The organism is Bacillus mojavensis (genome assembly GCF_012648005.1).
GTDB classification, from domain to species: domain Bacteria; phylum Bacillota; class Bacilli; order Bacillales; family Bacillaceae; genus Bacillus; species Bacillus mojavensis.
Window position 1 is genome coordinate 3945192 of sequence record NZ_CP051464.1, and the last position, 23547, is coordinate 3968738.

At 43.8% G+C, this 23547-nt stretch carries 22 protein-coding genes, 4 tRNA genes and 1 pseudogene; 4 read left to right on the plus strand and 23 right to left on the minus strand.

Features of this window, described 5'->3' with window-relative positions; translation table 11 throughout:
- Positions 1-110 precede the first annotated feature (110 nt).
- From HC660_RS20425 to HC660_RS20435, 3 genes are all read right to left on the minus strand, one after another.
- A complete protein-coding gene (locus HC660_RS20425; protein ID WP_168749259.1) occupies positions 111-1196 on the minus strand; it encodes a hypothetical protein in 1086 nt (361 codons plus the stop codon).
- 280 nt (positions 1197-1476) lie between these two features.
- Positions 1477-1956: a 23S rRNA (pseudouridine(1915)-N(3))-methyltransferase RlmH gene (gene rlmH / locus HC660_RS20430; RefSeq protein ID WP_003326142.1), complete on the minus strand. Its 480-nt coding sequence runs from the start codon at positions 1954-1956 to the stop codon at positions 1477-1479.
- 80 nt (positions 1957-2036) lie between these two features.
- Positions 2037-2207: a CxxH/CxxC protein gene (locus HC660_RS20435; protein WP_003236479.1), complete on the minus strand. Its 171-nt coding sequence runs from the start codon at positions 2205-2207 to the stop codon at positions 2037-2039.
- A 184-nt stretch (positions 2208-2391) separates the two neighbouring features.
- On the opposite strand from HC660_RS20435, the gene HC660_RS20440 reads away from it, so the two are divergent.
- Positions 2392-2805: a hypothetical protein gene (locus HC660_RS20440; protein WP_168749260.1), complete on the plus strand. Its 414-nt coding sequence runs from the start codon at positions 2392-2394 to the stop codon at positions 2803-2805.
- Between the two features lie 32 nt (positions 2806-2837).
- Here HC660_RS20440 and fdhA read toward each other — a convergent pair whose 3' ends face one another.
- The 6 genes and pseudogenes from fdhA to HC660_RS20470 form a co-directional block, all read right to left on the minus strand.
- A complete protein-coding gene (gene fdhA / locus HC660_RS20445; protein WP_101859662.1) occupies positions 2838-4064 on the minus strand; it encodes a formaldehyde dehydrogenase, glutathione-independent in 1227 nt (408 codons plus the stop codon).
- 62 nt (positions 4065-4126) lie between these two features.
- Positions 4127-4297 (minus strand): hypothetical protein, encoded by a 171-nt coding sequence (locus tag HC660_RS20450; protein WP_010332581.1) that lies wholly within the window; start codon positions 4295-4297, stop codon positions 4127-4129.
- 192 nt (positions 4298-4489) lie between these two features.
- Positions 4490-4738, minus strand: a complete 249-nt coding sequence (locus HC660_RS20455; protein WP_024123504.1) for a DUF2651 family protein — start codon at positions 4736-4738, stop codon at positions 4490-4492.
- Positions 4739-4756: 18 nt separating this feature from the next.
- The gene (locus HC660_RS20460) at positions 4757-5920 is read right to left on the minus strand and encodes a YycP family beta-propeller protein (RefSeq protein WP_168749261.1); all 1164 of its coding nucleotides are present in this window, start codon (positions 5918-5920) and stop codon (positions 4757-4759) included.
- Positions 5921-5930: 10 nt separating this feature from the next.
- A complete protein-coding gene (locus HC660_RS20465) occupies positions 5931-6668 on the minus strand; it encodes a YiiX/YebB-like N1pC/P60 family cysteine hydrolase (protein ID WP_168749262.1) in 738 nt (245 codons plus the stop codon).
- A 149-nt stretch (positions 6669-6817) separates the two neighbouring features.
- A pseudogene (locus HC660_RS20470) lies at positions 6818-7287 on the minus strand (GNAT family N-acetyltransferase).
- Positions 7288-7396: 109 nt separating this feature from the next.
- Between HC660_RS20470 and rapG the strand changes: the two are divergent.
- Positions 7397-8494 carry a response regulator aspartate phosphatase RapG gene (gene rapG, locus HC660_RS20475; protein WP_168749263.1) on the plus strand — a complete coding sequence of 366 codons (1098 nt, stop codon included), beginning with the start codon at positions 7397-7399 and terminating at the stop codon, positions 8492-8494.
- Entirely contained in the window at positions 8495-8611 is a 117-nt protein-coding gene (locus tag HC660_RS20480) for a Phr family secreted Rap phosphatase inhibitor (protein WP_010332587.1), read from the plus strand.
- A 38-nt stretch (positions 8612-8649) separates the two neighbouring features.
- Here HC660_RS20480 and rocF read toward each other — a convergent pair whose 3' ends face one another.
- From rocF to rocD, 3 genes are all read right to left on the minus strand, one after another.
- Positions 8650-9540 (minus strand): arginase, encoded by an 891-nt coding sequence (rocF, locus tag HC660_RS20485; protein WP_010332588.1) that lies wholly within the window; start codon positions 9538-9540, stop codon positions 8650-8652.
- 73 nt (positions 9541-9613) lie between these two features.
- Positions 9614-11017: an amino acid permease gene (locus HC660_RS20490; RefSeq protein WP_168749264.1), complete on the minus strand. Its 1404-nt coding sequence runs from the start codon at positions 11015-11017 to the stop codon at positions 9614-9616.
- 223 nt (positions 11018-11240) lie between these two features.
- Positions 11241-12446, minus strand: a complete 1206-nt coding sequence (gene rocD, locus HC660_RS20495) for an ornithine aminotransferase (protein WP_168749265.1) — start codon at positions 12444-12446, stop codon at positions 11241-11243.
- A gap of 240 nt (positions 12447-12686) precedes the next feature.
- Between rocD and rocR the strand changes: the two genes are divergently transcribed.
- Positions 12687-14069, plus strand: a complete 1383-nt coding sequence (gene rocR, locus HC660_RS20500) for an arginine utilization regulatory protein RocR (RefSeq protein WP_168749266.1) — start codon at positions 12687-12689, stop codon at positions 14067-14069.
- 163 nt (positions 14070-14232) lie between these two features.
- On the opposite strand, the gene HC660_RS20505 is transcribed toward rocR, so the two are convergent.
- The 11 genes from HC660_RS20505 to purA all read right to left on the minus strand — a co-directional run bounded on the left by HC660_RS20505 (position 14233) and on the right by purA (position 23381).
- Positions 14233-15429, minus strand: coding sequence for a S1C family serine protease (locus HC660_RS20505; RefSeq protein WP_168749268.1), 1197 nt, complete (start codon positions 15427-15429; stop codon positions 14233-14235).
- Positions 15430-15510: 81 nt separating this feature from the next.
- Positions 15511-16305: an exodeoxyribonuclease YycJ gene (locus tag HC660_RS20510; protein ID WP_010332595.1), complete on the minus strand. Its 795-nt coding sequence runs from the start codon at positions 16303-16305 to the stop codon at positions 15511-15513.
- 14 nt (positions 16306-16319) lie between these two features.
- Positions 16320-17165, minus strand: a complete 846-nt coding sequence (locus HC660_RS20515) for a WalRK two-component regulatory system regulator WalI (RefSeq protein ID WP_010332596.1) — start codon at positions 17163-17165, stop codon at positions 16320-16322.
- Positions 17152-18519, minus strand: coding sequence for a WalRK two-component regulatory system regulator WalH (gene yycH, locus HC660_RS20520; RefSeq protein ID WP_168749270.1), 1368 nt, complete (start codon positions 18517-18519; stop codon positions 17152-17154). Before yycH ends, HC660_RS20515 begins: the two co-directional genes overlap by 14 nt.
- Positions 18509-20344: a cell wall metabolism sensor histidine kinase WalK gene (gene walK / locus HC660_RS20525; RefSeq protein WP_010332598.1), complete on the minus strand. Its 1836-nt coding sequence runs from the start codon at positions 20342-20344 to the stop codon at positions 18509-18511. The genes yycH and walK overlap by 11 nt, the downstream gene beginning before the upstream one ends.
- A gap of 6 nt (positions 20345-20350) precedes the next feature.
- Positions 20351-21058: a cell wall metabolism DNA-binding response regulator WalR gene (gene walR / locus HC660_RS20530; protein WP_010332599.1), complete on the minus strand. Its 708-nt coding sequence runs from the start codon at positions 21056-21058 to the stop codon at positions 20351-20353.
- A gap of 384 nt (positions 21059-21442) precedes the next feature.
- Positions 21443-21515, minus strand: a tRNA-Phe gene (locus tag HC660_RS20535).
- A 35-nt stretch (positions 21516-21550) separates the two neighbouring features.
- Positions 21551-21627: transfer RNA gene (locus tag HC660_RS20540), tRNA-Asp, on the minus strand.
- Between the two features lie 82 nt (positions 21628-21709).
- A tRNA-Glu gene (locus tag HC660_RS20545) sits at positions 21710-21781 on the minus strand.
- 10 nt (positions 21782-21791) lie between these two features.
- Positions 21792-21867 (minus strand) — tRNA-Lys (locus tag HC660_RS20550).
- A gap of 221 nt (positions 21868-22088) precedes the next feature.
- Entirely contained in the window at positions 22089-23381 is a 1293-nt protein-coding gene (gene purA / locus HC660_RS20555; RefSeq protein ID WP_010332600.1) for an adenylosuccinate synthase, read from the minus strand.
- Positions 23382-23547 lie beyond the last annotated feature (166 nt).

The following is a 23547-nucleotide window of genomic DNA, read 5'->3' on the forward strand; positions in this document are numbered from 1 at the left end:
ATAAAATGCTTTATATAAAAGAAAATAAGTCAGTAATACATTAAAATAATATTTTGATGATACTTAGTGTAAAAAACGCCTTACTAATTTTCTAATAAAGCGAGTTCCATTTATACATTATTTGATTTATACAGAAGCAATCTTGAAAATTTCTTTAATTCACTTCTAAGATTCTCCCAATTCCTTTGAGTTGCTGTTGCGTAATGTCCATAATCTGCGCTATTAATAGTTTCTTCTAAACAATTATAATTTGTATAAAAACGTTCATTATAACAATTTTCTGCAAATAAAAATCCCGTAGTTAATGATTTTAATAATTTTTCTTTGTTATCTCCAGCCCTATAATTTATCTTATATATACCCTCATCTATAATATTTACTACTGACCCTAGGATTAAAATCCATCGTGCTACACTCGGCAAATGCTTTTTATCTAATCTATATTCCTCGTCACTTAAAATTCTCTGTGTTATTATAAAATTACTTCTAATTGCAAATGACCACCAATAAAATAATTCTATAGGTTTTATATTTAAATCTTGATCAACCATTTCTTCAAATTTTTCATAAAGTAAGATTAAATTTCTAAAATTATCCGTGGCGGCAAATGCATCTGCATCCATTTCTAATGTTCTGAAATCTAGTGATGAAACGTTTTTTATATTTTTGCTATTATCTTCTTCAAACATCGAAATGTATTGTACACTATTTTCACTATTTTGCTCTTTTGAATTTATATATTCACAATGCCCGTTAAGTAGATGGCCTAATTCATGAGTAATAATAAAACGAGAAACAAAAATTGTAAGTAATCCAGCTAATTTATAATCTATAACTTTACTATCAAAAAGATTAGCGTTACCATTACTATCAAATTTTATAAACTCATACGATGTTTCTTCATCTTCATCGATACGTAATTTTTTCATAAAATCATCCGTTTTCATTTTTGTAAACCCATAAAAATATTCAAAAAAATTATCTATAACTCCTTTATTTACTTGTATATTGTCTAGATAGTTACTAGACCAAGCTTTTCCTCCTAAATTTGAATCTTCTTTAAGACAAAATTTCAAATTATATTTTGAGGTATCATTTTCATCTTTTAAAGCTTCTTTTACAAGGTACTGGTATTGTTCATAAATTTCCATCGCTCTATTTTTAATATCAATATAAAAATTTTCTTTATTATTCAAAATTACCATTTACTCCTTCCTGGATTTTAATAATTATTATATTAATGAACTATATTTAATACCCTGAAAACATATATCCTTTTGAACTGCAATCGTATATCCTTAAAAAATTCAACCTATAAACTTATAATGTTTAACTACAAACATTACATAAGTATCTTCATTTAATATTATACTATAATTACCAAAAATAAAATAGCCTCACTTTAAATTAGTAAGGCTGTTAATTCTTTTAATACTCACTATTTAATAATAAATGATTAGTTGGTTAAAACCACATTTACTTATGATAAGGCTCCCCACGATTAATCCGAAAAGCCCGATAAATCTGCTCCACTAGTATGAGACGCATCAACTGATGAGGAAACGTCATTTTCGAAAACGACAGCTTATCATCCGCTCGCTTCATTACCGCGTCGCTCAATCCGAGTGATCCGCCGATAACGAAAGTAACTTTGCTTTTTCCATAAGTAGCCAGCTTATCTATTGTATCGGCTAGTTCTTCGGATGTTTTCATTTTTCCTTCGATGGCGAGGGCGATGACGTGGGCGTCGGGGCTGATTTTGGATAGGATGCGGTCGCCTTCTTTGTCTTTTATGATTTTCATGTCCTGGTCACTTAGGTTTTCCGGCGCTTTTTCGTCCGGGAGTTCGATGATGTCGATTTTTGCGTAGGCCGAAAGTCGTTTTGTGTATTCTTCAATGCCTTGCTTGAGGTATTTTTCTTTTAGTTTTCCGATTGTCACAATATTGATATTCACAGGTCATCCCCACTTTAAAAACAAGTTATTCATATATGTTGTCCACAATTGTGGATATCTTTTCTGTATTTTGTGTAAGATCATTCGTTCCCCACTATATATACTGCGGGGTCTCCACATAATTCACAGGCTGTGGATAAACTGTTAGTATGTTCGATTTTTCTGATTTCGGGCGGCAGCTCGTGGTCGTCTATGTACATATCCAGCACGGTTTCGATGTGTTCTTCACAGGAATAATACGTTTGTTTCATGTTCAAATCCTCCGATGGTTTCTTGCATTTTTGCAAATATTCTCTTCCCAATATAACCTATTTATTCACATGTTAGTAGTGCTTCGGGCTGGGTTTTATCCACAAATCGACAAACAAGCTGTTGATGACTCTATTTCGCTCGTATGTTAGTTTGGTTGTAACCGATGTTTGGGGAGGTCTGCATGTGCGCTTCAGATTGGTTTGGCTTTTTGTGATCATGTTGCTGCTTGCTGGGTGTCAGTCGTCTTATTGGGTGTTAGAGAAGGATCGGATCGGTGAAGGGAGTTCCGAGCTAGAATTATACGCAAATTACCTTCAAACACATGATGAAGTGAAAGGATACCAAGTCTTCACCATATCAGAAGGCAAAAAAATGGTCGTGGTCTCTCTCGGAAGTAGCGAGAAGGATAAGAAGCTTGAGGTGTCAGACGTCAAATACTCACCTAAAGAAACGATTGTGACTGTGAAACGAAAGCCGGCTTCCGAGGAAAATGAGAAAAACCCTTATATTTTGATTGGACTGGACAAAATTGAAGGGAATTTAATCGTCCAAGACGAATCAGGAGATCGCTTTGAAGAAACCGATTATCAGCAATAAAGCCGGCGTTCGATTGAACGGCCGGCTTTTTTTTATTTCAATGTTCCATGCGGATCAATCACAAATTTCTTCGCCGCTCCTTTGTCAAAGTCGCTGTATCCTTTTGGCGCGTCGTCCAGAGAAATGACAGTGGCGTTGACGGCTTTTGCGATTTGCGCTCTGCCGCTCAAGATCGCTTTCATCAAATTGCGGTTGTATGTCATGGCAGGTGTTTGTCCGGTGACGAAGGTGTGGGCTTTGGCCCAGCCGAGTCCGAAGCGGATCTTTAATGAGCCTGTTTTGGCGTCTGCATCCTTTGCACCGGGATCTTCGGTCACGTATAAGCCTGGAATGCCAAGGCTCCCGCCGACCTGGGTGACGTCCATGATCGAGTTCAGTACGGCGGCCGGCGCTTCTCCTTGGCTGCCGTGTCCGGATGCTTCAAAGCCGACACAGTCCACTGCGGCATCAACGGTTGGTTCACCTAGTATTTGTTCAATTTGTTCGCCGAGGCGGTCGTGTTTTTGCACGTTGACCGTTTCACAGCCAAAGCTTCTGGCCTGTGCCAGTCTGTCTTCATTCAAATCGCCTACAATCACTGTGGAAGCGCCAAGGAGCTGGGCGGAGTGCGCGGCGGCTAAGCCGACAGGTCCCGCTCCTGCGATATAAACGGTAGAACCTGTTTGCACGCCCGCTGTATATGCCCCGTGAAATCCGGTCGGAAAAATGTCGGACAGCATGGTTAAATCAAGAATTTTCTCTAACGCCTGTTCTTTATCCGGGAAGACCAACAGCTGAAAATCAGCGTACGGCACCATGACGTATTCAGACTGCCCGCCGACCCAGCCGCCCATATCGACGTAGCCGTAAGCCGATCCCGGCCGGTCCGGATTGACATTCAGGCACACATGCGTTTTCTGCGTTCTGCACATCACACAGCGCCCGCAGGCAATATTGAAAGGAACGGATACAATGTCGCCTTTTTTGATAAATTCAACGTCCCGCCCCGTTTCAATGACTTCTCCCGTAATTTCATGCCCGAGCACTAAGCCGTCAGGGGCCGTCGTGCGGCCTCTGACCATGTGCTGATCGCTTCCGCAAATGTTTGTGGTAATCACCTTCAAAATCACCCCGTGCTCACATTTCCGGTTTACATTCGCCTTCGGAACGCCGGGCCCGTCCCTCAAGATTAACTCCGGATAGCCGATATCCTCCACTGCCACGTTTCCTTTGCCTTTGTACACAACCGCTTTGTTTCCTGTCAACGCCATTCCTCCCATTCATGTGTTTGGACTTTGCGTCCTTGAACATGACTTCGGTTCAGCATGACCCTTTCCCTTTTTCACGCCTGCTTTTTCTGTATTCTTACAACAACAAATATGCCAAGAAAGCAGCCGATAATGATTCCGATGATGTCGAACCAATCTGCTTTACCTCCGTTTAACAGGAACATCGTAGCCGCCGAAATCAGACTGATGATAACAGCCAGAAGAATGACCCGTTTGGTGCGCATATGCTTCCTCCTTTATCTGCATCCATTTTATATTTTCATTTTACAGTAATTAACACCTGTTTGCTTGAAAAGGCCATTCGAGCTTTATCGTTTTGAACCATGTTTAGATGGAGGCTGGACAACGTTCTATCATTGATATGCACATTGCGCAACAGAAAAAAGAGACTTCACCATTCTCTTCATAAACAGCGGTCAGTTGAATAATAATTTCCTGAGAAATAATGTGACAACACTGGCTGCTAACGCAATTGCAGTATAAAGCACAACCCAAAACATGAATGAACTGTTGCCAGAGGCTAACGTAAACAACAATATCAAACTCGCAATAAAGACGATGAGCGGACCAATCCAAACTTTCTTCCATATGAAATAACCCGCTGCACCAATTATGCCTGACATCATCGGAAAAACAAAAACGATAAGCAGTATAACGGCTCCCAAGTCGGAACCCCCTTCACCTTAAAGATCCTTCATCACCTCAAAATCATACAGCTTCAAATGACTCTTCGGCGCCACAATCTCCTTTACCTTCCCGATCTCTTTTTCCTTCCGTTTCTTTCCGGTTTTCAGGCTGTATTGTTCAATGTATGCAGGCTGGTTGTAGGTATATGTGAAGAAATAGAGGCTGCTGCCTTTTTGTGTGATTTCTTTAAAATCGGCCTTCATTTTTTCTGGGGAAAGGGCGAAGGCAATCCGGCACTTTCCTGTCTTTGCATCGATCTTGTATACCTTTCCGAAGCCGTCAATGAAATACAGGGACCCGTGATACGAGAAAAAGCTTTTTTTAAAGCTGAATGGCATAGAGCTGTATATTGTTTGCTCGTCGTTTTTGTATTCGGCGATATCGTAAAGCTCCACCTTGCCGTTTTTCTTATTGATTTTCACCATTTGATAGAGATTGCTGGCTTTTTGCCCCCGAACCATCACATATACAGCTTGATCGTCCGCAGCAAGCTGAGACTCGATTGAGGCTCCTTCCCGATACTGCCATTCCGTGATGGCGTGATAGGTAAGCTTCTTTTGATCGGCCTGAATCTGGAGGAGCTGATAGCCTTTCTCGTCGTCTGTCGGGACAAGTGCGTAAATGGCGCCACCGTGAAAACCGGAGGCTCGGATGTAGTACGGGATGACGTCTTTTTTCCACTCCCCGTCCAACTGGCGGTACAGCTCTGAGCGGTATCCGCCTCCCTTTTTGTCATAGCCGGAGTTGTAGAGGGTGTAAAAGCCGTCCGTGTTTTGCAGAAACCCCGCGCTGTCACCTGTATGCTGATAGGCTCTTTTATGGGAGTGCAAGCCGTTTTTGATCGTAAAAATCGTGTGTTTGTCCTCCAGCATCACACTGTCGTCATGAACCTTGGCGGAACCCAGCTCAAGGCCCTTCATCTGAAATGAAGACAGCGACCTGTCTTGGCTAATAAACAGGGCATAGCTTTTCCCGCCGCCGAATGCATCTTGATCTGCAGAGGTTGAGAAATACAGCAGGACTTCTTTGTCGGTCAGAAATTCAGGGTCTCGGAGATCCTGCTGACTCACGGCTTTATGGCTTTTGAGAGGAGAAACGAAGACAAATAGTGCGATTCCTACGAGAATCAGCATGACAATAGTGATCATCCATTTTTTCATATCCGTCTCCCTAATTGATCGTCATGACGGTTGTCGTATAGGAAGAACTTGTGATGTCGCGCGGGTAAACGCCTAATCCTTTATTGCTGTCGATATCAATGCCGGCTTTTAGCAAAAATGCAGACCATAGGAGCTTCGAACAGTTTTTGGCGCCGTCATGGCCGGTATTTCTGTTATTGACGAAGTTAAATGAATATGGGTCGCCGACTCTTGATACCGCCCAGTCGGCAGCGGATGTTTTTTTAGATGAGGTGACGTTGACTGTTTGTACGATGGAGTTGTCTTCCACGTCTCTGGCATTATAAGCGATCTGCCTGACGCCGTCGCTTGGAACCGATTCAACAATCTTGTCAGCGGCGGAGTACATGCCGACATGGCCATGATTGTAGTAGGCTGTGTAGGAGTTGGTGTAGTAGATGTTTCCTTTCGTGCTTGTGGGAAGTTTTTTCGTACCGGATGAGCCGCCCATCACGGACATGCCGCTTTCCTTGGCGAGCTGGTCACCTTCTGCTTTATCGGCGGTGATTTCCTTGTAAAACTGTTTGAGAATCACATCGGTCTTTACGTGCTGCTGTTTGGCAATCTGGCTGGCGGATTTTGTGATTTCTTCTGCGGTCGTGCCTGGCTGAAGCGCTGCGATTTCTTCAGCATAGTTCGTGGTCCTTGCAGCTTTTGCGGGAGAAACAAACAGGCCGACGCACATTGTAAGCGCTACCAAAATAATTGATACCTTTTTCTTCATACTCATGACATCTCCTCTTTTCATGTGTGTAGGAAAGATACTTTCCTTTATCAACATTATATTAGGGAAATGTGGAAGGTAACTAGGTGATTTACAGAATTTTTAGAAATCATTTACAGGAAGGTTGTCTCACAAAAAAAAGGCCTTCCCCAGGCCTAAAGCTTCTTACTCATGATCACATCAGTCTCCTGAAATCCGGTTTGCTCATACAGCCGCCTTGCCGTCTCATTGTGAGCGAATACGTGGAGAGACAGCTTTCGAATGCCCATGTTTCCTGCCATCTCATCCAGTGCGTTCAAGGCTTGCTTCGCGAAACCTTTTCCCCGATATGATTCATACAATCCGAAATCGTAAATAAACGCTTCTGCTGCGGGTGTTCCGGTTCTGCGTGAATCCAGAGCCAGCCAGCCGTTTCCTTACCGTTCAGTATGATACTCCACAAATGGTGATGATGTGTGTGCAGCCCATTCGGCAGCAAATCAGAAAAAGTCTGTTTGGACAAAAGCATGGCCTCTTCAGGGAGCCACGATCCTGCCTTTATCTTTTCTTTTGCATAATGCTTAGTCGTGTATGTCAGATAGGATCGAAATTCCTCGGCTTGCATAGGTGTCAGCGTAATGGTCATATCGCCTCTCCTTTATTTATTGACTAGAGTATTTTACATAAAATAGAAGGAGGTGTTACTATCATGATAAGCAATGAGATTGATAAATGAATAGAGAAGGGAGTTTCAAATGAATAAGATTGCACCTGCAGAAATCGCTAACATGCTCAACGATTGGTACCTTGCGATCAAGAAACATGAAGTTGAAGAGTCCGCCCGTATCTTTGAAGAAGTGAAGCCTTTATTGGATGATATGGAAGAGGATCAGGAGGTGCTTGCCTACTTCTCCTTATTAGAATTGCGCCATAAAGTTTTGCTTCATGAAGCGAGAGGGCTGGGCTTTCAGCATGAGGAGTCTCCTCATATGAATGCTACGTCAGACATGCTGAAATATTACTTTTTTCTGTTTGAAGGCATGTATGAAGCCTATAAAAATCATTACGAAATTGCCATCGGGCTCTATAAAGAAGCGGAGCAGTATCTCAGCAACATCCCCGATCCGATCGAAAAGGCCGAATTTCATCTGAAGGTCGGAAAGCTCTATTATAAGCTGGGACAAAATATTGTGTCTCTCAACCATACACGGCAAGCGGTCAAAACCTTCAGAGAAGAAACGGATTACAAAAAGAAACTCGCCTCCGCGTTAATTACGATGTCAGGCAATTTTACCGAGATGAACCAGTTTGAAGAGGCGGAAAGCTATTTGGATGAAGCCATTCATATGACGAGAGAATTAGAGGACCATTTTTTTGAAGCCCAGCTTTTACATAACTTTGGACTTCTCCATGCCCAAAGCGGCAAATCAGACGAGGCGATCTCAAAATTAGAAGAGGCGTTACAGAATGAAGAGTACGCCCGATCTGCCTATTACTATCATTCTGTTTACTTGCTGATACGAGAGCTGTTTAAGACGGAAAAGAAAGAACAGGCCCTAGCTTATTACCAAAATTTGAAGGAAAAATTAAATACTGAGCCGAATAAGGTATGTGAGGCAAAAATTGATATTTTATATGCCATTTACGCAGAAGGAGGTCATGCGGAAACGTTTCACTTATGCAAAGAACATATGGATGTGTTGATGTCGGAGAGAGAATACGACAGTGTAAGAGAACTTTCCATTTTGGCTGGCGAACGGTATAGGGAAAACGAGCTTTACAAAGAAGCTGCCCACTTTTTTTATGAAGCATTACAGATTGAGGAACTCATTAAACAAACGGAGGTTATGTAAATGAAAAAGTTTCTAATTGGCGCAGGCGTTGCAGCAGTGATTTTATCCGGCTGGTTTATTGCAGATCATCAATCACACTCACAAGAGATGAAAGTCGCTGAAAAGATGATTGGATAATAAAAAACCCCCGCTGGGATGCGGGGGTTTTCACATGTCTACAGCAATTTCTTCCCTAGCAGGGATTCTACGAGCTCTACTGCTGTTTGGCCAGTCTTGTTTTCATGATCAAGGATCGGGTTGACCTCAACAAATTCAGCTGAAGTAATGATGCCTGCGTCATACAGCATTTCCATAGCCAGGTGGCTTTCGCGGTAGCTGATGCCGCCGACGACAGGGGTTCCGACACCCGGTGCGTCGTTTGGATCAAGTCCGTCCAGATCAAGGCTGAGATGGACGCCGTCGCAGTCTGACAAATAATCGAGGGTTTCTTCGATCACCTTTGTCATGCCGAGACGGTCGATTTCATGCATGGTGTACACCTTCATGCCGCTTTCCTTAATATACTGGCGCTCTCCTTCATCAAGTGACCGGGCGCCGATAATGACGACATGTTCCGGTTTGATTTTAGGCGCGTAGCCTTCAAGGTTAACCAGTGACTCGTGCCCGATGCCGAGGCTGACCGCAAGCGGCATGCCGTGAATATTGCCTGAAGGTGATGTTTCAAGCGTATTCAGGTCACCGTGCGCGTCATACCAGATGACGCCGAGCTTATCGTAATGCTTCGCTGTACCTGCGAGCGTGCCGATCGCGATACTGTGATCGCCTCCCAGAACAAGCGGGAATTTTTTCTCTTCAATCACGGTGTTCACCTTTTGAGCGAGCTTTTCGTTTCCTGCCAGTACAGAATTTAGGTTTTTCAGTTCTTCATCGTTTTTGATCTTTTCACGGCTGATCGGAATGTCCCCGAGATCTTCAACCGTATAACCCATTTCTGACAGCCTCTCAATCAGATGGGCATACCGGATGGCACTTGGCCCCATGTCCACTCCGCGTCGTGCTTGTCCTAAATCCATTGGCATTCCAATAACCGAAATCGTTTTATCCATCTGTGATTCCACCTCAACATATAAGATAATGTCCTATGCGGGTTATAACAAAGATGACTTACGGACAACGTTTTTAAAGCTCTAGCTGACGATTTGCCTGCTTGCGTTTTTTAATGACGACATGATAAATGATGTAGCAAATAACCATAAACGGTACTCCGCAATACAGCGCGATACGCTGCTCCGGATCAAACGCGAGACTGATGAGGACGACTGTATTTAACGTTAGGCCGATCAGCGGAAGCACCGGATATAGCGGTGTTTTAAATTTCAAATCTTCCGTCTTGCCGCCTTCACGGATATATTTGCGTCTAAACATGATTTGGGAAAGCGAAATCGTAATCCAGCCGACCTGTGCGCTCATGCCCGCCAAGGATAGAAGCACCATATATACGGTTTCAGCCTGCGCAAATTTTGTCAGAAGTGACAGGCAGGCAACAGCCATCGTCACGATTAACGCGTTCATCGGCACACCGCGTTTATTTGTCTTGCCAATTGCTTTGAAGGCCTGTCCTTCATTCGCCATCGCGAACAGGATACGTGTCGATGCGTATAAACCTGAGTTTGCAACGGATAGCAGCGCGATTAAAATAACAAAGTTCATGATGTCAGCAGCGTATGGAATTCCGATTTGCTCAAATACGACAACAAACGGACTCTCCACAACTCCCGCCTGTTTCCACGGAATCATGCCGGCAATGACAACGATTGATAGAACAAAGAAGACCAGTGTTCTCCAAACCGTCTGTCTGATTGACCGCGGAATCGTTTTTTCAGGATTTTCACTTTCTCCCGCAGCAACCCCGATCAGCTCTGTTCCCTGGAACGCGAAGTTCACAGTAATCATTGTGATCAGCATTGCTTTTATACCGTTCGGAAATAACCCATCTTCATAAAAATGCGTCAGAAACGGTGCTTGCTCTCCGCCTTTTAGGTCAATGAAGCCGAACATAGCGGCTCCGCCGAGAATAATAAATAAAAGGATAATCAATATTTTAATGCCCGAAAACCAAAATTCAGATTCTGCAAAGGCTTTCGCGGTTATCGCATTTAAGGTAAACATGAGGGCCGCAAAGACCAGACACCAGATCCAGACCTCCACATGCGGAAACCAGCGCTGCATCAGCTGTCCCGCTGATAAAAATTCAATAGCGCATGTAACCGCCCAGCCGAGCCAGTACAGCCAGCCAAACGCAAATCCGAAGGCCGGGCTGATAAATTTTGTCGCATAGGTCTGGAAGGACCCCGACACAGGAAAGGCGACCGCAAGCTCCCCTAAGCAAAGCATGGTCAAAAACATGATAAAGCCGCCCACTAAATAGGACAGAACCGCACCGAGCGGTCCTGCTTGGTTAATGGTAAACCCGGTTCCCAGGAAGAAACCGGTTCCGATCACTCCGCCCAATGAAATCATAAACAAGTGGCGAGATTTCATTGTCCGCTGGAGCTGATTTCCGTTATCTTGGTTCGTATTCACATTCTGCACCCCTTCAGCAACTTGTATTGGATCTAAGCTGGAACATCTACATGGTGCGTATCCCAGTTTGCTGTCCAAAGAGTCTCTATCTATTTAATATAAAATTCACTTCTTCTCATAAAGATACATTATACTAAAATACTGTAGCTGAGCAAATAGGGAGTGCTAATTTTTATGTTGTAAATTTATACAAACGAAGTGAATATCCCGCCATGATGCGGATTTATGCCTTTTGCAGCACATGCTTAATTTTTTCAATCGCCCAATCCAAATCCTTTTTGGAAATGATTAATGGAGGGGCAAAACGAATGACGGTATCATGCGTTTCCTTGCATAAAAGTCCTTCATCTTTTAAACGCTCACAATACGGACGCGCCGCTTCCGTCAGTTCCACACCGATAAACAGCCCTCTGCCGCGGACTTCTTTAATGATAGGGTTATCAATGCTCTCCAGCTCTTGTTTAAAATACTCGCCAAGCTCAAGAGAACGCTCCGCCAGCTTTTCATCTTCCAGCACTTCCAGTGAGGCGATGGACACCGCACACGCCAGCGGATTTCCGCCAAATGTGGAGCCGTGTGAGCCCGGGTTAAACACGCCTAAAACGTCGCGGTCCGCCGCAATGCATGAGATCGGAAACACACCGCCGCCAAGCGCTTTCCCCAAAATGTACATATCAGGATCAATGCCATCCCAGTCACAAGCGAATGTCTTGCCTGTACGTCCGAGGCCCGTCTGAATTTCATCGGCAATCAACAGCACATTTTCTTCCTTACAAATTGCCGCCGCTTCCTGCAAAAACCCTTCAGGCGGAATCACAATGCCCGCTTCGCCTTGAATCGGTTCAAATAAGAATGCCGCTGTGTTTGGCGTAATCGCCTGGCGCAGCGCTTCCGCATCTCCGTAAGGGATTAGTTTGATTCCCGGAAGCATCGGACCGAATCCTCTTTTATACTCTTCTTCAGAAGAAAGAGAAACCGCAAGCATCGTCCGGCCATGGAAGTTCCCGACACATGCGATAATTTCCGCTTGATTGTCTGCTACGCCTTTCACTTCATAAGCCCAGCGTCTCGCTGCTTTTACCGCAGACTCAACCGCTTCAGCCCCCGTATTCATCGGCAGAATCATCTCTTTGCCCGTCAGCTTAGCCGCCTTTTCGTAAAACGGTCCGAGCTGATCGTTGTGAAACGCGCGAGACGTCAGCGTAATTTTATCAGCCTGATTCTTTAATGCCTGAATGATTTTCGGATGTCTGTGTCCCTGATTCACCGCAGAATAAGCACTCAGCATATCCATATATTCATTGCCTTCCGGGTCCTTTACCCAAGCACCCAGCGCTTCAGAAATAACAATCGGCAGCGGATGATAATTGTTGGCACCATAGTGAGACGTCTGATCAATAATTTCTTTGGATTTTGATAAAGCTGGCATATTTGAATTCCCCCTTGTTTTCTGTTTCCACACTATATCCTGCTTTCCCTTTTTATAAATGCAAGTTTCGTGCCAACTCGCACATTCGTGTATTTTCTACAATATTCGAGGTAAGGGTGCAAAGATATTCAGATATTTTGCGCGAAATTTTCATAAAGTGCAAAATTCTTTTGCATATCCTCTCCATTCTTTTATAAAATAGAAGCAATATTAAGAAAATAAATGAGGGAGGTTTATACTTTGGTCAAAGACAGCGAATTCCTCACATTAGTGTTTCAGAGCATTCTGGATGAAATTGATGTCGGCCTGCACGTGGTGGACGAGCATGGAAACACGATTGTTTATAACAACAAAATGATGCAGATTGAAGATATGGAGAAGCAGGACGTCTTAAATAAAAACCTGATGGATGTGTTTATGTTTTCGAAGCAGCAGGACAGCACGCTTGTGCAAGCCCTTCAGGAAGGCAAAACGATCAACAATGTAAAGCAAAGCTATTTCAATAATAAAGGCCAGGAAATCACGACGATCAATCATACATATCCGATTGTCCAAGACGGCGAAATCAAAGGCGCTGTCGAAATTGCCAAGGATGTGACAAAGCTTGAACGCTTGATCAGAGAGAATATGAATAAAAAAGGAAACGCGACGTACACATTTGACAGTATTCTCGGCACCAGTCCGGCGATTCAGGATGTCATTGAAAACGCCAAGCGGGCGACCCGAACATCTTCATCGGTGCTTCTCGCAGGTGAAACCGGCACGGGAAAAGAGCTGTTCGCACAAAGTATCCATAACGGCAGCGACCGATCAAGCGGCCCGTTTATTTCTCAAAACTGTGCGGCTCTGCCTGACAGCCTGGTGGAAAGCATCCTGTTCGGGACGAAAAAAGGTGCGTTTACAGGTGCCGTTGACCAGCCTGGCCTGTTTGAGCAAGCCCATGGCGGCACACTTCTGTTAGATGAAATCAACTCGCTGAATTTGAGCTTGCAGGCAAAATTGCTGCGTGCCCTGCAAGAACGGAAAATCAGACGCATTGGTTCGACCAAGGATACACCGATTGACGTGCGCATTATCGCCACGATGAATGAAGACCCGATTGATGCCATTGCGGGAGAACGAATGCGGAAGGACTTGTATTACAGGCTGAGCGTCGTGACACTGATCATCCCGCCTCTTCGGGAGCGCAAAGAGGACATTTTGCTTCTCGCGTCGGAGTTCATCCAGAAAAACAACCATCTATTTCAAATGAATGTCGAACAGATCAGTGAAGATGTGAAGCAATTTTTCTTATCCTATGATTGGCCGGGCAATATTCGCGAACTTGAGCATATGATCGAGGGTGCGATGAATTTCATGACAGATGAACAAATGATTACGGCTAACCATCTGCCATATCAATACCGCATGAAAATCAAGCCGGCTGACACATCGGAGCCAGAAACCGTAGGGCACCAGCCAACAGCTGATTTAAAAGAAAAAATGGAGAGCTTCGAAAAATATGTGATCGAGAACATTCTAAGAAAACACGGCCATAACATTTCAAAAACCGCCCAGGAGCTCGGCATCAGCAGACAAAGCCTGCAATACCGGCTGAAGAAGTTTTCTCTGCACGCAAAATAACAACCAGTAATCATACATAAAATAAACGCTGAAAATGGAAAGCTGACAAGCCCTTACACACTGTTTCACGTGTAACATCCATGTATTTTCTATGGAACGGGCGTGACCCCGTTCCGCTTTTTTACATAAAAAACAGCCTGGCATTGGTGCCAGACTGCTTCTATTATCTTCCTAACTGATCTGCGGAGGACAGTTTCACTTCAACGGACTTTTCTTTTCCGCCTCGGTAAAACGTCACCTTCACCCGATCACCGACACGTTTTTGATAAAGACGCTTCCGAAGATCCACAATATCATTTACTTTTTGCCCGTCAAATTCAGTGATGACATCCAGTTCCTTGAGTCCCGCTTTTCCGGCAGGTGAAAAGGCATCTACACCCATTATCACCGCTCCGTTGGTCACATGTTTAGGAAGCTTCAGCGTTTCATCCCAATGGTAGCTTGCGATATCATTTAACGATTTCATTTCAATGCCAAGGAACGGGCGCTTCACTTCGCCATATTTCTCCAAATCCTCTATCACCGGGATCACAAGTTTAGATGGAATAGACAGGCCAATCCCTTCAACCGCTGACTCCGCGATTTTCATTGAATTGATGCCGATGACTTTTCCGTCCATATTTAACAAAGCGCCGCCGCTGTTCCCCGGGTTAATGGCCGCATCGGTTTGCAGCACCTCTGCATTCCAGTCAGGCTGACCGTCATCATTGGAATCAACCGGAATCGCTCTCTCTGTTCCCGAAATGACGCCCTGTGTGACAGAGCCTGCAAATTCAAGGCCTAACGGATTGCCGATCGCAATTACCGGTTCGCCTGATTTCACTTTATCTGAATTGCCAAAATCAGCGACGGCTTTGATTTTATCGCTTTTCACCCGCAAGACGGCAAGATCCATCAGCTGGTCGCTGCCGACAAGCTCAGCAGACACGCGCGAACCGTCTTTTAAACTGATTTCAATTTGGGAAGCGCCCTCGATCACATGATGGTTGGTCACGACATAAGCTGAGTTGTCATTTTTCTTGTAGATGACGCCTGAGCCGCTCCCAGCCTCACCGCTTTCTCCCCAAATATCTGTTTTTTGAATGTTTACGACACCGACAACAGCTGGCGACACATTGCTGACAATCTTAGTGACAGCGTTGTTCACACTGACATTCACTGTTCGAATTGGTTCCTGCCTGTTGTTCAGCTGCTGATTTGCCTCACCTGTATCTAACCCCTCATTTGAAAGGTACGGCATTAGAAACGCCATCAATACAGCGCCGACAATCACCCCGATCAGACTTGAAAGAAAATAACCTTTTTTGCTTCTCTTCGGCTGTTCAGGAGTATTATGTTCCTCACGCTCGTAATCCACCATATTCCATCCTTTCAGAGAACGTTGATATGGTTATAGTGTGGATTAGAAACTCCTATAATAGTCATGTTACACAAGAAAAAATTATACAGCGCAAAGCGGAGTAGCCTTTTTCGGGTCGGTATCAAACAAATCAAATGTCTCTCCTGCCACAAACCCTTTAGAAGCCAAGGTCTGCTGAACAGACATTCTGGCCAGCTCTTTCATATTGTTGTCCTGACTCAAATGGGCGAGGTAGATACGAGATGTCTCATCGCCGATGACATCAGTCATCGCCAAAGCAGCATCTTCATTTGAAACGTGCCCGACGTCACTTAAAATGCGCCGCTTAATACTCCAAGGGTATCTTCCCATTTGCAGCATGCCGACATCATGATTGCTTTCAAAAACGAACACATTCGCCGAACGGATAATGCCCTTCATCCGGTCACTGACATATCCTGTGTCTGTCATTAACGCGAGCTTGCGCCCATTACAATGAAACACATAAAACATGGGCTCAGCCGCATCGTGAGAGACGCCAAACGATTCTACATCAAGTCCGCCAAACGACTTCACCGTCTCCATCGGAAACTCAAACTTTTGATCGGTATCAATTTTGCCGATCTGGTTCTCCATCGCCTTCCACGTCTTCTCGTTCGCATAGATCGGAAGCTTGTACTTTCTGGCGATGACGCCGAGGCCTTTAATATGGTCACTATGCTCATGCGTCACAAAAATGCCGTCCACATCATCCAGCTTACGTCCGATTTGCGCCATTAATCCGTCCATGGCTTTCCCGCTCAAACCGGCGTCCACTAAAAACGCGTGATCCTCTGTTTCCAGGTAAAACGCATTTCCCGTACTCCCGCTCGCAAGTACGCTAAATTGCAAGCTCATTTCAGTTCACTCCATTATTTTGATTGATCTGTATCTAAAATCGTACTCTCCAAAGCATTCACAGTAAAATACTCTTGCACTTTCTTTTTCTCGCCGTTCACTTTTTTATCATACTCCACCGTAACTCTCCATACCGGCGCCAGCACCTGCGTACTTGTCAGCGGATATTGCGCCACATAGCCGAATTTCACACTCTTTATGGTGCAGTATTCTTTTAACTGATTTTGATAGTACAATAATTCAACCGCATCAAGCTCAGTAATTAAGCTCTCTTTCTGAATCTGCTTAAAGGTCTCAAGGGTCGACTGCTCGTATGACACAACCTCGTTTTTATCGTTTAAATGCAAAATCACTTGTCCGATCATATTAGAGGAGTTATCAGTCTTCTGATAAATGTAATGGCCTTCATACGTTTGGAAGTAAATGATTTCTTTTTTAGATTTATCCACCTTCCAAAGCTTGTATTTTTCACCATCTTGAATTTTAGAAGACACAAGCGCCTGTGCATCGCCCTCTATGTTTTTCTTGGAAAGGCCAATCGGGCTCGTAAACTTCATCTTTAGGTTCGTTACTTTATGATCATCACTAGGCATATCCATCATAGGCTTTTGATCCTTGAGTGATTCGATATCATCCTTCGTGAAGACCTTTTGATTCGCCGTGATCCGATAGCCTTCTATCGCTTCCTTATCCAGACCTTCATATGTGATATGATCTGCCTTCATGTCATGCTCTACATCGTTTTTAATGACTTCATATTCTTTACTGATCGATCGCTTCTCAAAAAACTGATAGCCTAAGAAAATATCTAAAATGAGGAAGGCAACGATGAAGATTGTTTTTGTCTTATTCCACTCCATTGTCTGCCCCCTCCTTCGTCAATAATTCCTTCGTAATCGGCACCATTTTTCCGTTTATTTTCATAGCCCAAACCGGTTCAAGCTCAACAAGAGGATCATCGTTAGTTGATGTTGACACCAACTGATACGCAGGGAAAATCTGATCAATTTTGTCCGTATCATACGCCGTTTGTTTGGATAGAAGAGCCCTCACTTCACTGCCGCTCATCAGCTCTGTTTCACTTGTTTTAATCGGATTCGTTCCAAGACTGTAGTTCGGCCGTTTATAGCTGAGAATATCGTCATTGGCCCATTGCACGGTGATCGCCGAAGTGCCGCCAAACGGTTTAGACATGCTGTTAATGACCGGGAGCTGGTCCATAAAGATATAGAAACTCAGCTGCTGGCTGTCATTGATATTAAAAAATTGATAGTGATCCGTCCAGCTTCCTGTATCCTCTAGGTATTTCTGACTCTTTTTGATTAACTCACCTGTTTGATACGAGGTGCTCTGCACTAAATTACGCTGCTGAAATTGAACCTGCCGCTGAGTCAAGCTGACATCTAAACGGCTGATGCCATCCGTCAGTACATTTCTGTTATTATAATTTGAATCTTCTCTTACGATGCTCGGATCGCTGAACAGTGCCTGTTTAAAAGTGTTTGTCTTAATTGATTCCGTGACAAATTCCTTTTTATCCATCGTAAGCGATTTGTTCGGAAGCAAGAACTCTTTCTTTGTTCCGATCGAAAACAAGCTGTACGCAGGCATGTTTGTTTTTTTGTTTTGTAAATCATTCATGATATTCCGGTAGTTTGCTGATTCAACCGTCACTTCCAAAATAAGCTGCTTGCTGTATGATACCAAATAAATCTTCTTATTCGTTTTTGTTTCTTCGAATGGGATCATAATATGATCAAACGAGCTGTATTCAAACGATTGATTGGACCATTTAAGCAGCGTTTGAATAATATCAATAGGTATCGTGTCACTGAATTGCAGATCAAGCTTGGCAGCAGAACCGCCTCTTCCATAAAACCAGCTCTTGAATCCGGCCTTATCATAATGATCCGATATATCTTTAATGCCTTTTACATCCCAATGCGGCAAATCTGACCAGACTTCATCATAAAGTGTTTCATCATCGACCTTATAATGAGCACCGTCATCATGAATAAACATTTCCCGCGGTTTTACCGTCTCAGACAGCTTTTGGGTATTTTTCTCAATTTTATGTTTCTCACGCACCATAGACTCTGCTGATGACGAGCCTTCAGAAAAATTAGGCTGAAATGTCCATATGCTCCATGTAAAAACAAGACTGATGACGACAAGTACCGTAAGTAATATTGTTTTTATATTTTCACGCTTCATCCCAATCATCCTCTTGTTCTTCTTTATATGGAAGAGTAAACGTTATCGTTGTGCCTTTTCCTTCTACACTGTCTGCCCAAATATCTCCGCCGTGCGCCTGAACCATTTCCCTCGCAATGGCAAGTCCCAGACCGGTCCCGCCGAGCTTTCTCGTTCTCGCTTTATCGACCCTGTAGAAGCGGTCAAAGACTTTTTCGACATCCTTTTTCGGAATCCCAATCCCTTCATCCTTAACACTGATATAGAGAAGTTCTTCCTCTTCATTTACGTCAATCGAGAAGGTGACATGTCCGCCTTCAGGAGAATATTTTAAAGCGTTGGAAATAATATTATCGAGTACCTGCGTAATTTTATCCTGGTCAATCTCTACATACAGGTTTCTGTCCGGCAGATTGCGGATAAATTCCACATGCTGTTCCTTCGTCATTTCAAAGCGATCAATAATGAGGGACATAAATCGGACGATTTGAATCCACTCACGATTAAATTGATAATCCTTGCTGTCAAATTTAGAAAGCTGAAGCAAATCGTTTACAAGCCGAATCATCCGCTCTGTTTCATTCTGCGTCACCATTAAGAAACGCGGTGCAATGTCTTTGTTTTCCCACGCACCTTCAGCTAACGCCTCTAAATAACTGCGCATTGTCGTAAGCGGCGTCCGCAGCTCGTGTGATACATTCGCCACAAACTCTCTGCGTTCCTGATCAATTTTCTCCTGCTCGGTTACATCGTAAATGACCGCAATTAAGCCGTCGATTTTGCCATGCTCCCTTTGAATCACGGAGAAATTGACGCGAAGCACTGTCAGTTCATCGTCCCGCTCAATTTCGAGCAGCATAGAGTCCTGCTGTTCAACTAAATCTTCAAATGTATAATTCTCTTGAATCCCCAGCAAGCTTGTAATCGGCATTTCCAAAGCTGTTTCACGTGAAACGTTCAGCAGCTCCAGCGCCGGGCTGTTCAAGAGGATAATTGCTCCGTTTCGGTTTGTGGCAATAACGCCGTCCGTCATATAGGCAATAACAGAGGAAAGCTTTCTGCGTTCACCCTCTGTCATGGCCTGTGCATCTTCAAGCTCTCTCGTTAAGTGATTAAACGTTGTGGCGAGCTGTCCAATTTCATCATGACCATACTTTCTAACCTTCCTGGAGAAATTCCCTTTCGCAAGCTCCATTGCCTGTTTCCTCATATCTGAAAGCGGGTGGGTAATGGTTCTGGCTAGAAAAATACCGAGAAGGGCTGTCAAAACGAGGGCCAAACCAGTGCCGGAGGCCAGTATTGTGTTGATGGTCTTCATTTGGCCAAAGACATCTTCCATGCTCGCTACCACATAAATCGCTCCGACAACCTCTTGGTTTTCAGTGGTAACGGGCTTTGCGGAAATGAGGACTCTTATTTTGCTTTTCGGGTCATAATATTTTCTAGAATAAGACTGTTTAGTAGAAAAAATTCTTTTGAAAATGAGATCCGTCGTTTGTTTCCCTGCAACTTCTTCTCCATATGGCCTTGAAGAGCCAACCACTTCATAGCTTTTATCAACAAAAGTAATTTCCCGAATTTCATCACTCTTCGTGAAGTCATTCAAAATACGGCTGACATCATCCTTAATGACGGTGCTGTCGTTATCACTCTTATATTCCTGCTCAATATAATAAGAAAGGTTGTCGATTCGCTGATTAAGCGATTGTTCATAAGATGTAATCAGCGACTTCTCTACCTGATTGACAAAATACACACCAATGACTTGCATCGCGATGATAATCAAAAGCACATAAATCAAGGTAATCTTAAATTGGATCGACCGAAAAAAACCAACCTTATTCATTGGGCATTAGTCCTGTTCTGGGTTTCTCAAGTAATAACCGACGCCGCGGCGTGTGACAATCCAATTTGGATGGCTTGGGTTGTCCTCAATTTTTTCACGAAGGCGGCGCACTGTTACGTCAACCGTTCTGACATCCCCAAAGTAATCGTAGCCCCAGACTGTTTGCAGCAAGTGCTCACGTGTCATGACTTGACCGATGTGTTTTGCCAGGTAATGCAGCAATTCGAACTCACGATGGGTCAATTCGATCGTTTCATCTCTTTTAGACACTACATACGCGTCAGGGAAGATCACGAGGGAGCCGATATGAATGTCGTTGGAAGATGATTCTTCCTCCGCTGGCGCTGTTGTCAGCTGGCGGCGCAGGTTCGCTTTCACACGAGCCAAAAGCTCACGTGTACTGAACGGTTTCGTAACATAGTCATCAGCACCGATTTCAAGCCCGATGACCTTATCAATTTCTGAATCCTTAGCCGTCAGCATAATGATAGGCATATCGTATTTCTTTCTGACTTCACGGCATACTTCAACGCCGTCTTTATTTGGAAGCATAATATCTAAAAGAATTAAATCAGGCTGAAGCTCTTCCACCATTTCGACGGCTTCATTTCCGTCATAGGCGCAATGCACTTCATAGCCCTCTTTTCTTAAGTTAAATTCCAATATATCTGCAATCGGTTTTTCATCATCTACTACAAGGATCTTTTTATCCATCATTTTTGATTTTCCTCCTGCCGAATGGTCTTCATTTCATCTATATCACATTCGTTACATCACTTATGGCCCAAATAGAACAATGGGTCCTTGTCTATTATAACGGTTTAAGGTCAAAAGATAAAAAAAATAAAGGTTTAGAAAAAAACACATTTTTCACCTTCATCCACCAGTTGTCTATCTTTTGTCATGTTTTTCAACTTTTCTTAAAAAAGATAATTTAAATGAAACCTCCCCTCACCTGCGTGCGTCTTTTCATTGACGTCTTCTTCTTTGAACCGGCCGCAGGGCCGGTTCTCCCTTTTTCTTCTATTATAACACTCCGCATGTCTATCTTTTCTTAAAAGAAAAAACGCACCTACGATTGCAGATGCGTTTGGTAAGTGGCTCGGGACGGAATCGAACCGCCGACACACGGATTTTCAGTCCGTTGCTCTACCAACTGAGCTACCGAGCCAAATGATTTATTTTTCTCTACTAAGTAAAGTAAAATGGCGGTCCGGACGGGACTCGAACCCGCGACCTCCTGCGTGACAGGCAGGCATTCTAACCAACTGAACTACCGGACCTTACAGTAATTTGTCTGGAGAGCTGTCGTGTCAGCTCTCGCAGACAAATAAGGAATTTAGCAATAACGCTAAAGTAAATCAATGACCCGTACGGGATTCGAACCCGTGTTACCGCCGTGAAAGGGCGGTGTCTTAACCGCTTGACCAACGGGCCTTCACAAAAATGGTGAGCCATGAAGGACTCGAACCTTCGACCCTCTGATTAAAAGTCAGATGCTCTACCAACTGAGCTAATGGCTCCTAAGATGCCGGATTTTCCATAGAGCAAACGACTTGGATCAAGTTCTTATCTTGTACTCTATTGAAGTAGTTTCCGTAACAACGAGATTTATAATATCACGAACAAATAGAAGTGGCAATAACTTTTTTGGTTTTTTTTCATATTTTTTTCTCAGACCAACTTATATGCAGTTTTCAAACAAAAAAAAGCCCCTGAAAACAGGGGCTTACGGGTATTCTGCTTAGTTCGCACGATACACGCTGCGAAGGACATTTGTTTGTGAACGGTCTGGGCCGACAGAGAAAATAGAAAGCGGAATGCCTGTCAGCTGAGACACGCGCTCAAGATAGTGACGCGCGTTTTCAGGAAGCTCGCTCAAGCTTTTCGCACCTGTAATATCCTCAGTCCAGCCCGGCATTTCTTCATATACCGGCTCACATTCAGCAAGTGCTTTAAGGCTTGCAGGGAATTCTTCGATGATTTCGCCTTTATAGCGGTACGCCACACAGATTTTCAGCGTTTCAATTCCTGTTAGAACGTCAATTGAGTTCAGAGAAAGATCTGTAATTCCGCTGACACGGCGGGCGTGGCGGACAACGACACTGTCAAACCAGCCGACACGGCGTGGACGGCCTGTTGTTGTTCCATATTCACGTCCGACTTCACGGATTTGATCTCCGATTTCGTCTTTCAGCTCAGTCGGGAAAGGACCATCGCCGACACGAGTCGTATAGGCTTTTGAGACGCCGACTACGTGCTTTATTTTTGTCGGGCCTACACCTGAACCGATGGTTACACCGCCGGCAACCGGGTTAGATGACGTAACAAACGGGTATGTTCCTTGGTCGATATCAAGCATAACCCCTTGTGCGCCTTCAAATAACACGCGGCGGCCTTCATCAAGCGCATCATTTAAAACAACTGATGTATCGCAGACATATTTCTTAATCTGCTGTCCGTATTCATAATACTCATCTAAGATATCTTCTATTTTAAATCCTTCTGTCTCGTACATTTTCTCAAGCAGACGGTTTTTTTCTTCAAGATTGCGTTCGAGTTTCTCCGCAAACGCGTCACGATCCAACAAGTCTGCGATACGAATGCCGATTCGGGCTGCTTTATCCATATAAGCAGGGCCGATTCCTTTTTTCGTTGTGCCGATCTTGTTTGCTCCTTTTCGCTCTTCTTCCACTTCATCCAACTTCAAATGATAAGGCAGAATCACGTGAGCTCTGTTGCTGATTCTCAGGTTATCTGTACTGACGTTGCGCTCATGAAGATACGCAAGCTCTGTGACTAATGCTTTTGGATCTACAACCATTCCGTTTCCAATCACACACGTCTTATCTTTATAGAAAATTCCAGACGGGATTAAGTGAAGCTTGTATGTGACTCCGTCAAACTTGATGGTGTGCCCTGCGTTATTTCCGCCTTGATAACGGGCGATCACTTCTGCATTTTCTGATAGGAAATCTGTGATCTTACCTTTTCCTTCATCGCCCCATTGCGTACCTACTACAACTACTGAAGACATGTCCGTGCACCTCCGTTAACCTTTCAAAAACGATTCTATTCAAACAAATCAAGTTTATCAGTGAAGAAACAGAAAGTCAATTGCAAATCCGAACATTAAATTCTTGTAAATCCTCATTCGTTCGCTTTAATTGATATTAGAAGCGTTTTCTTAAAGCTTTTCCTCG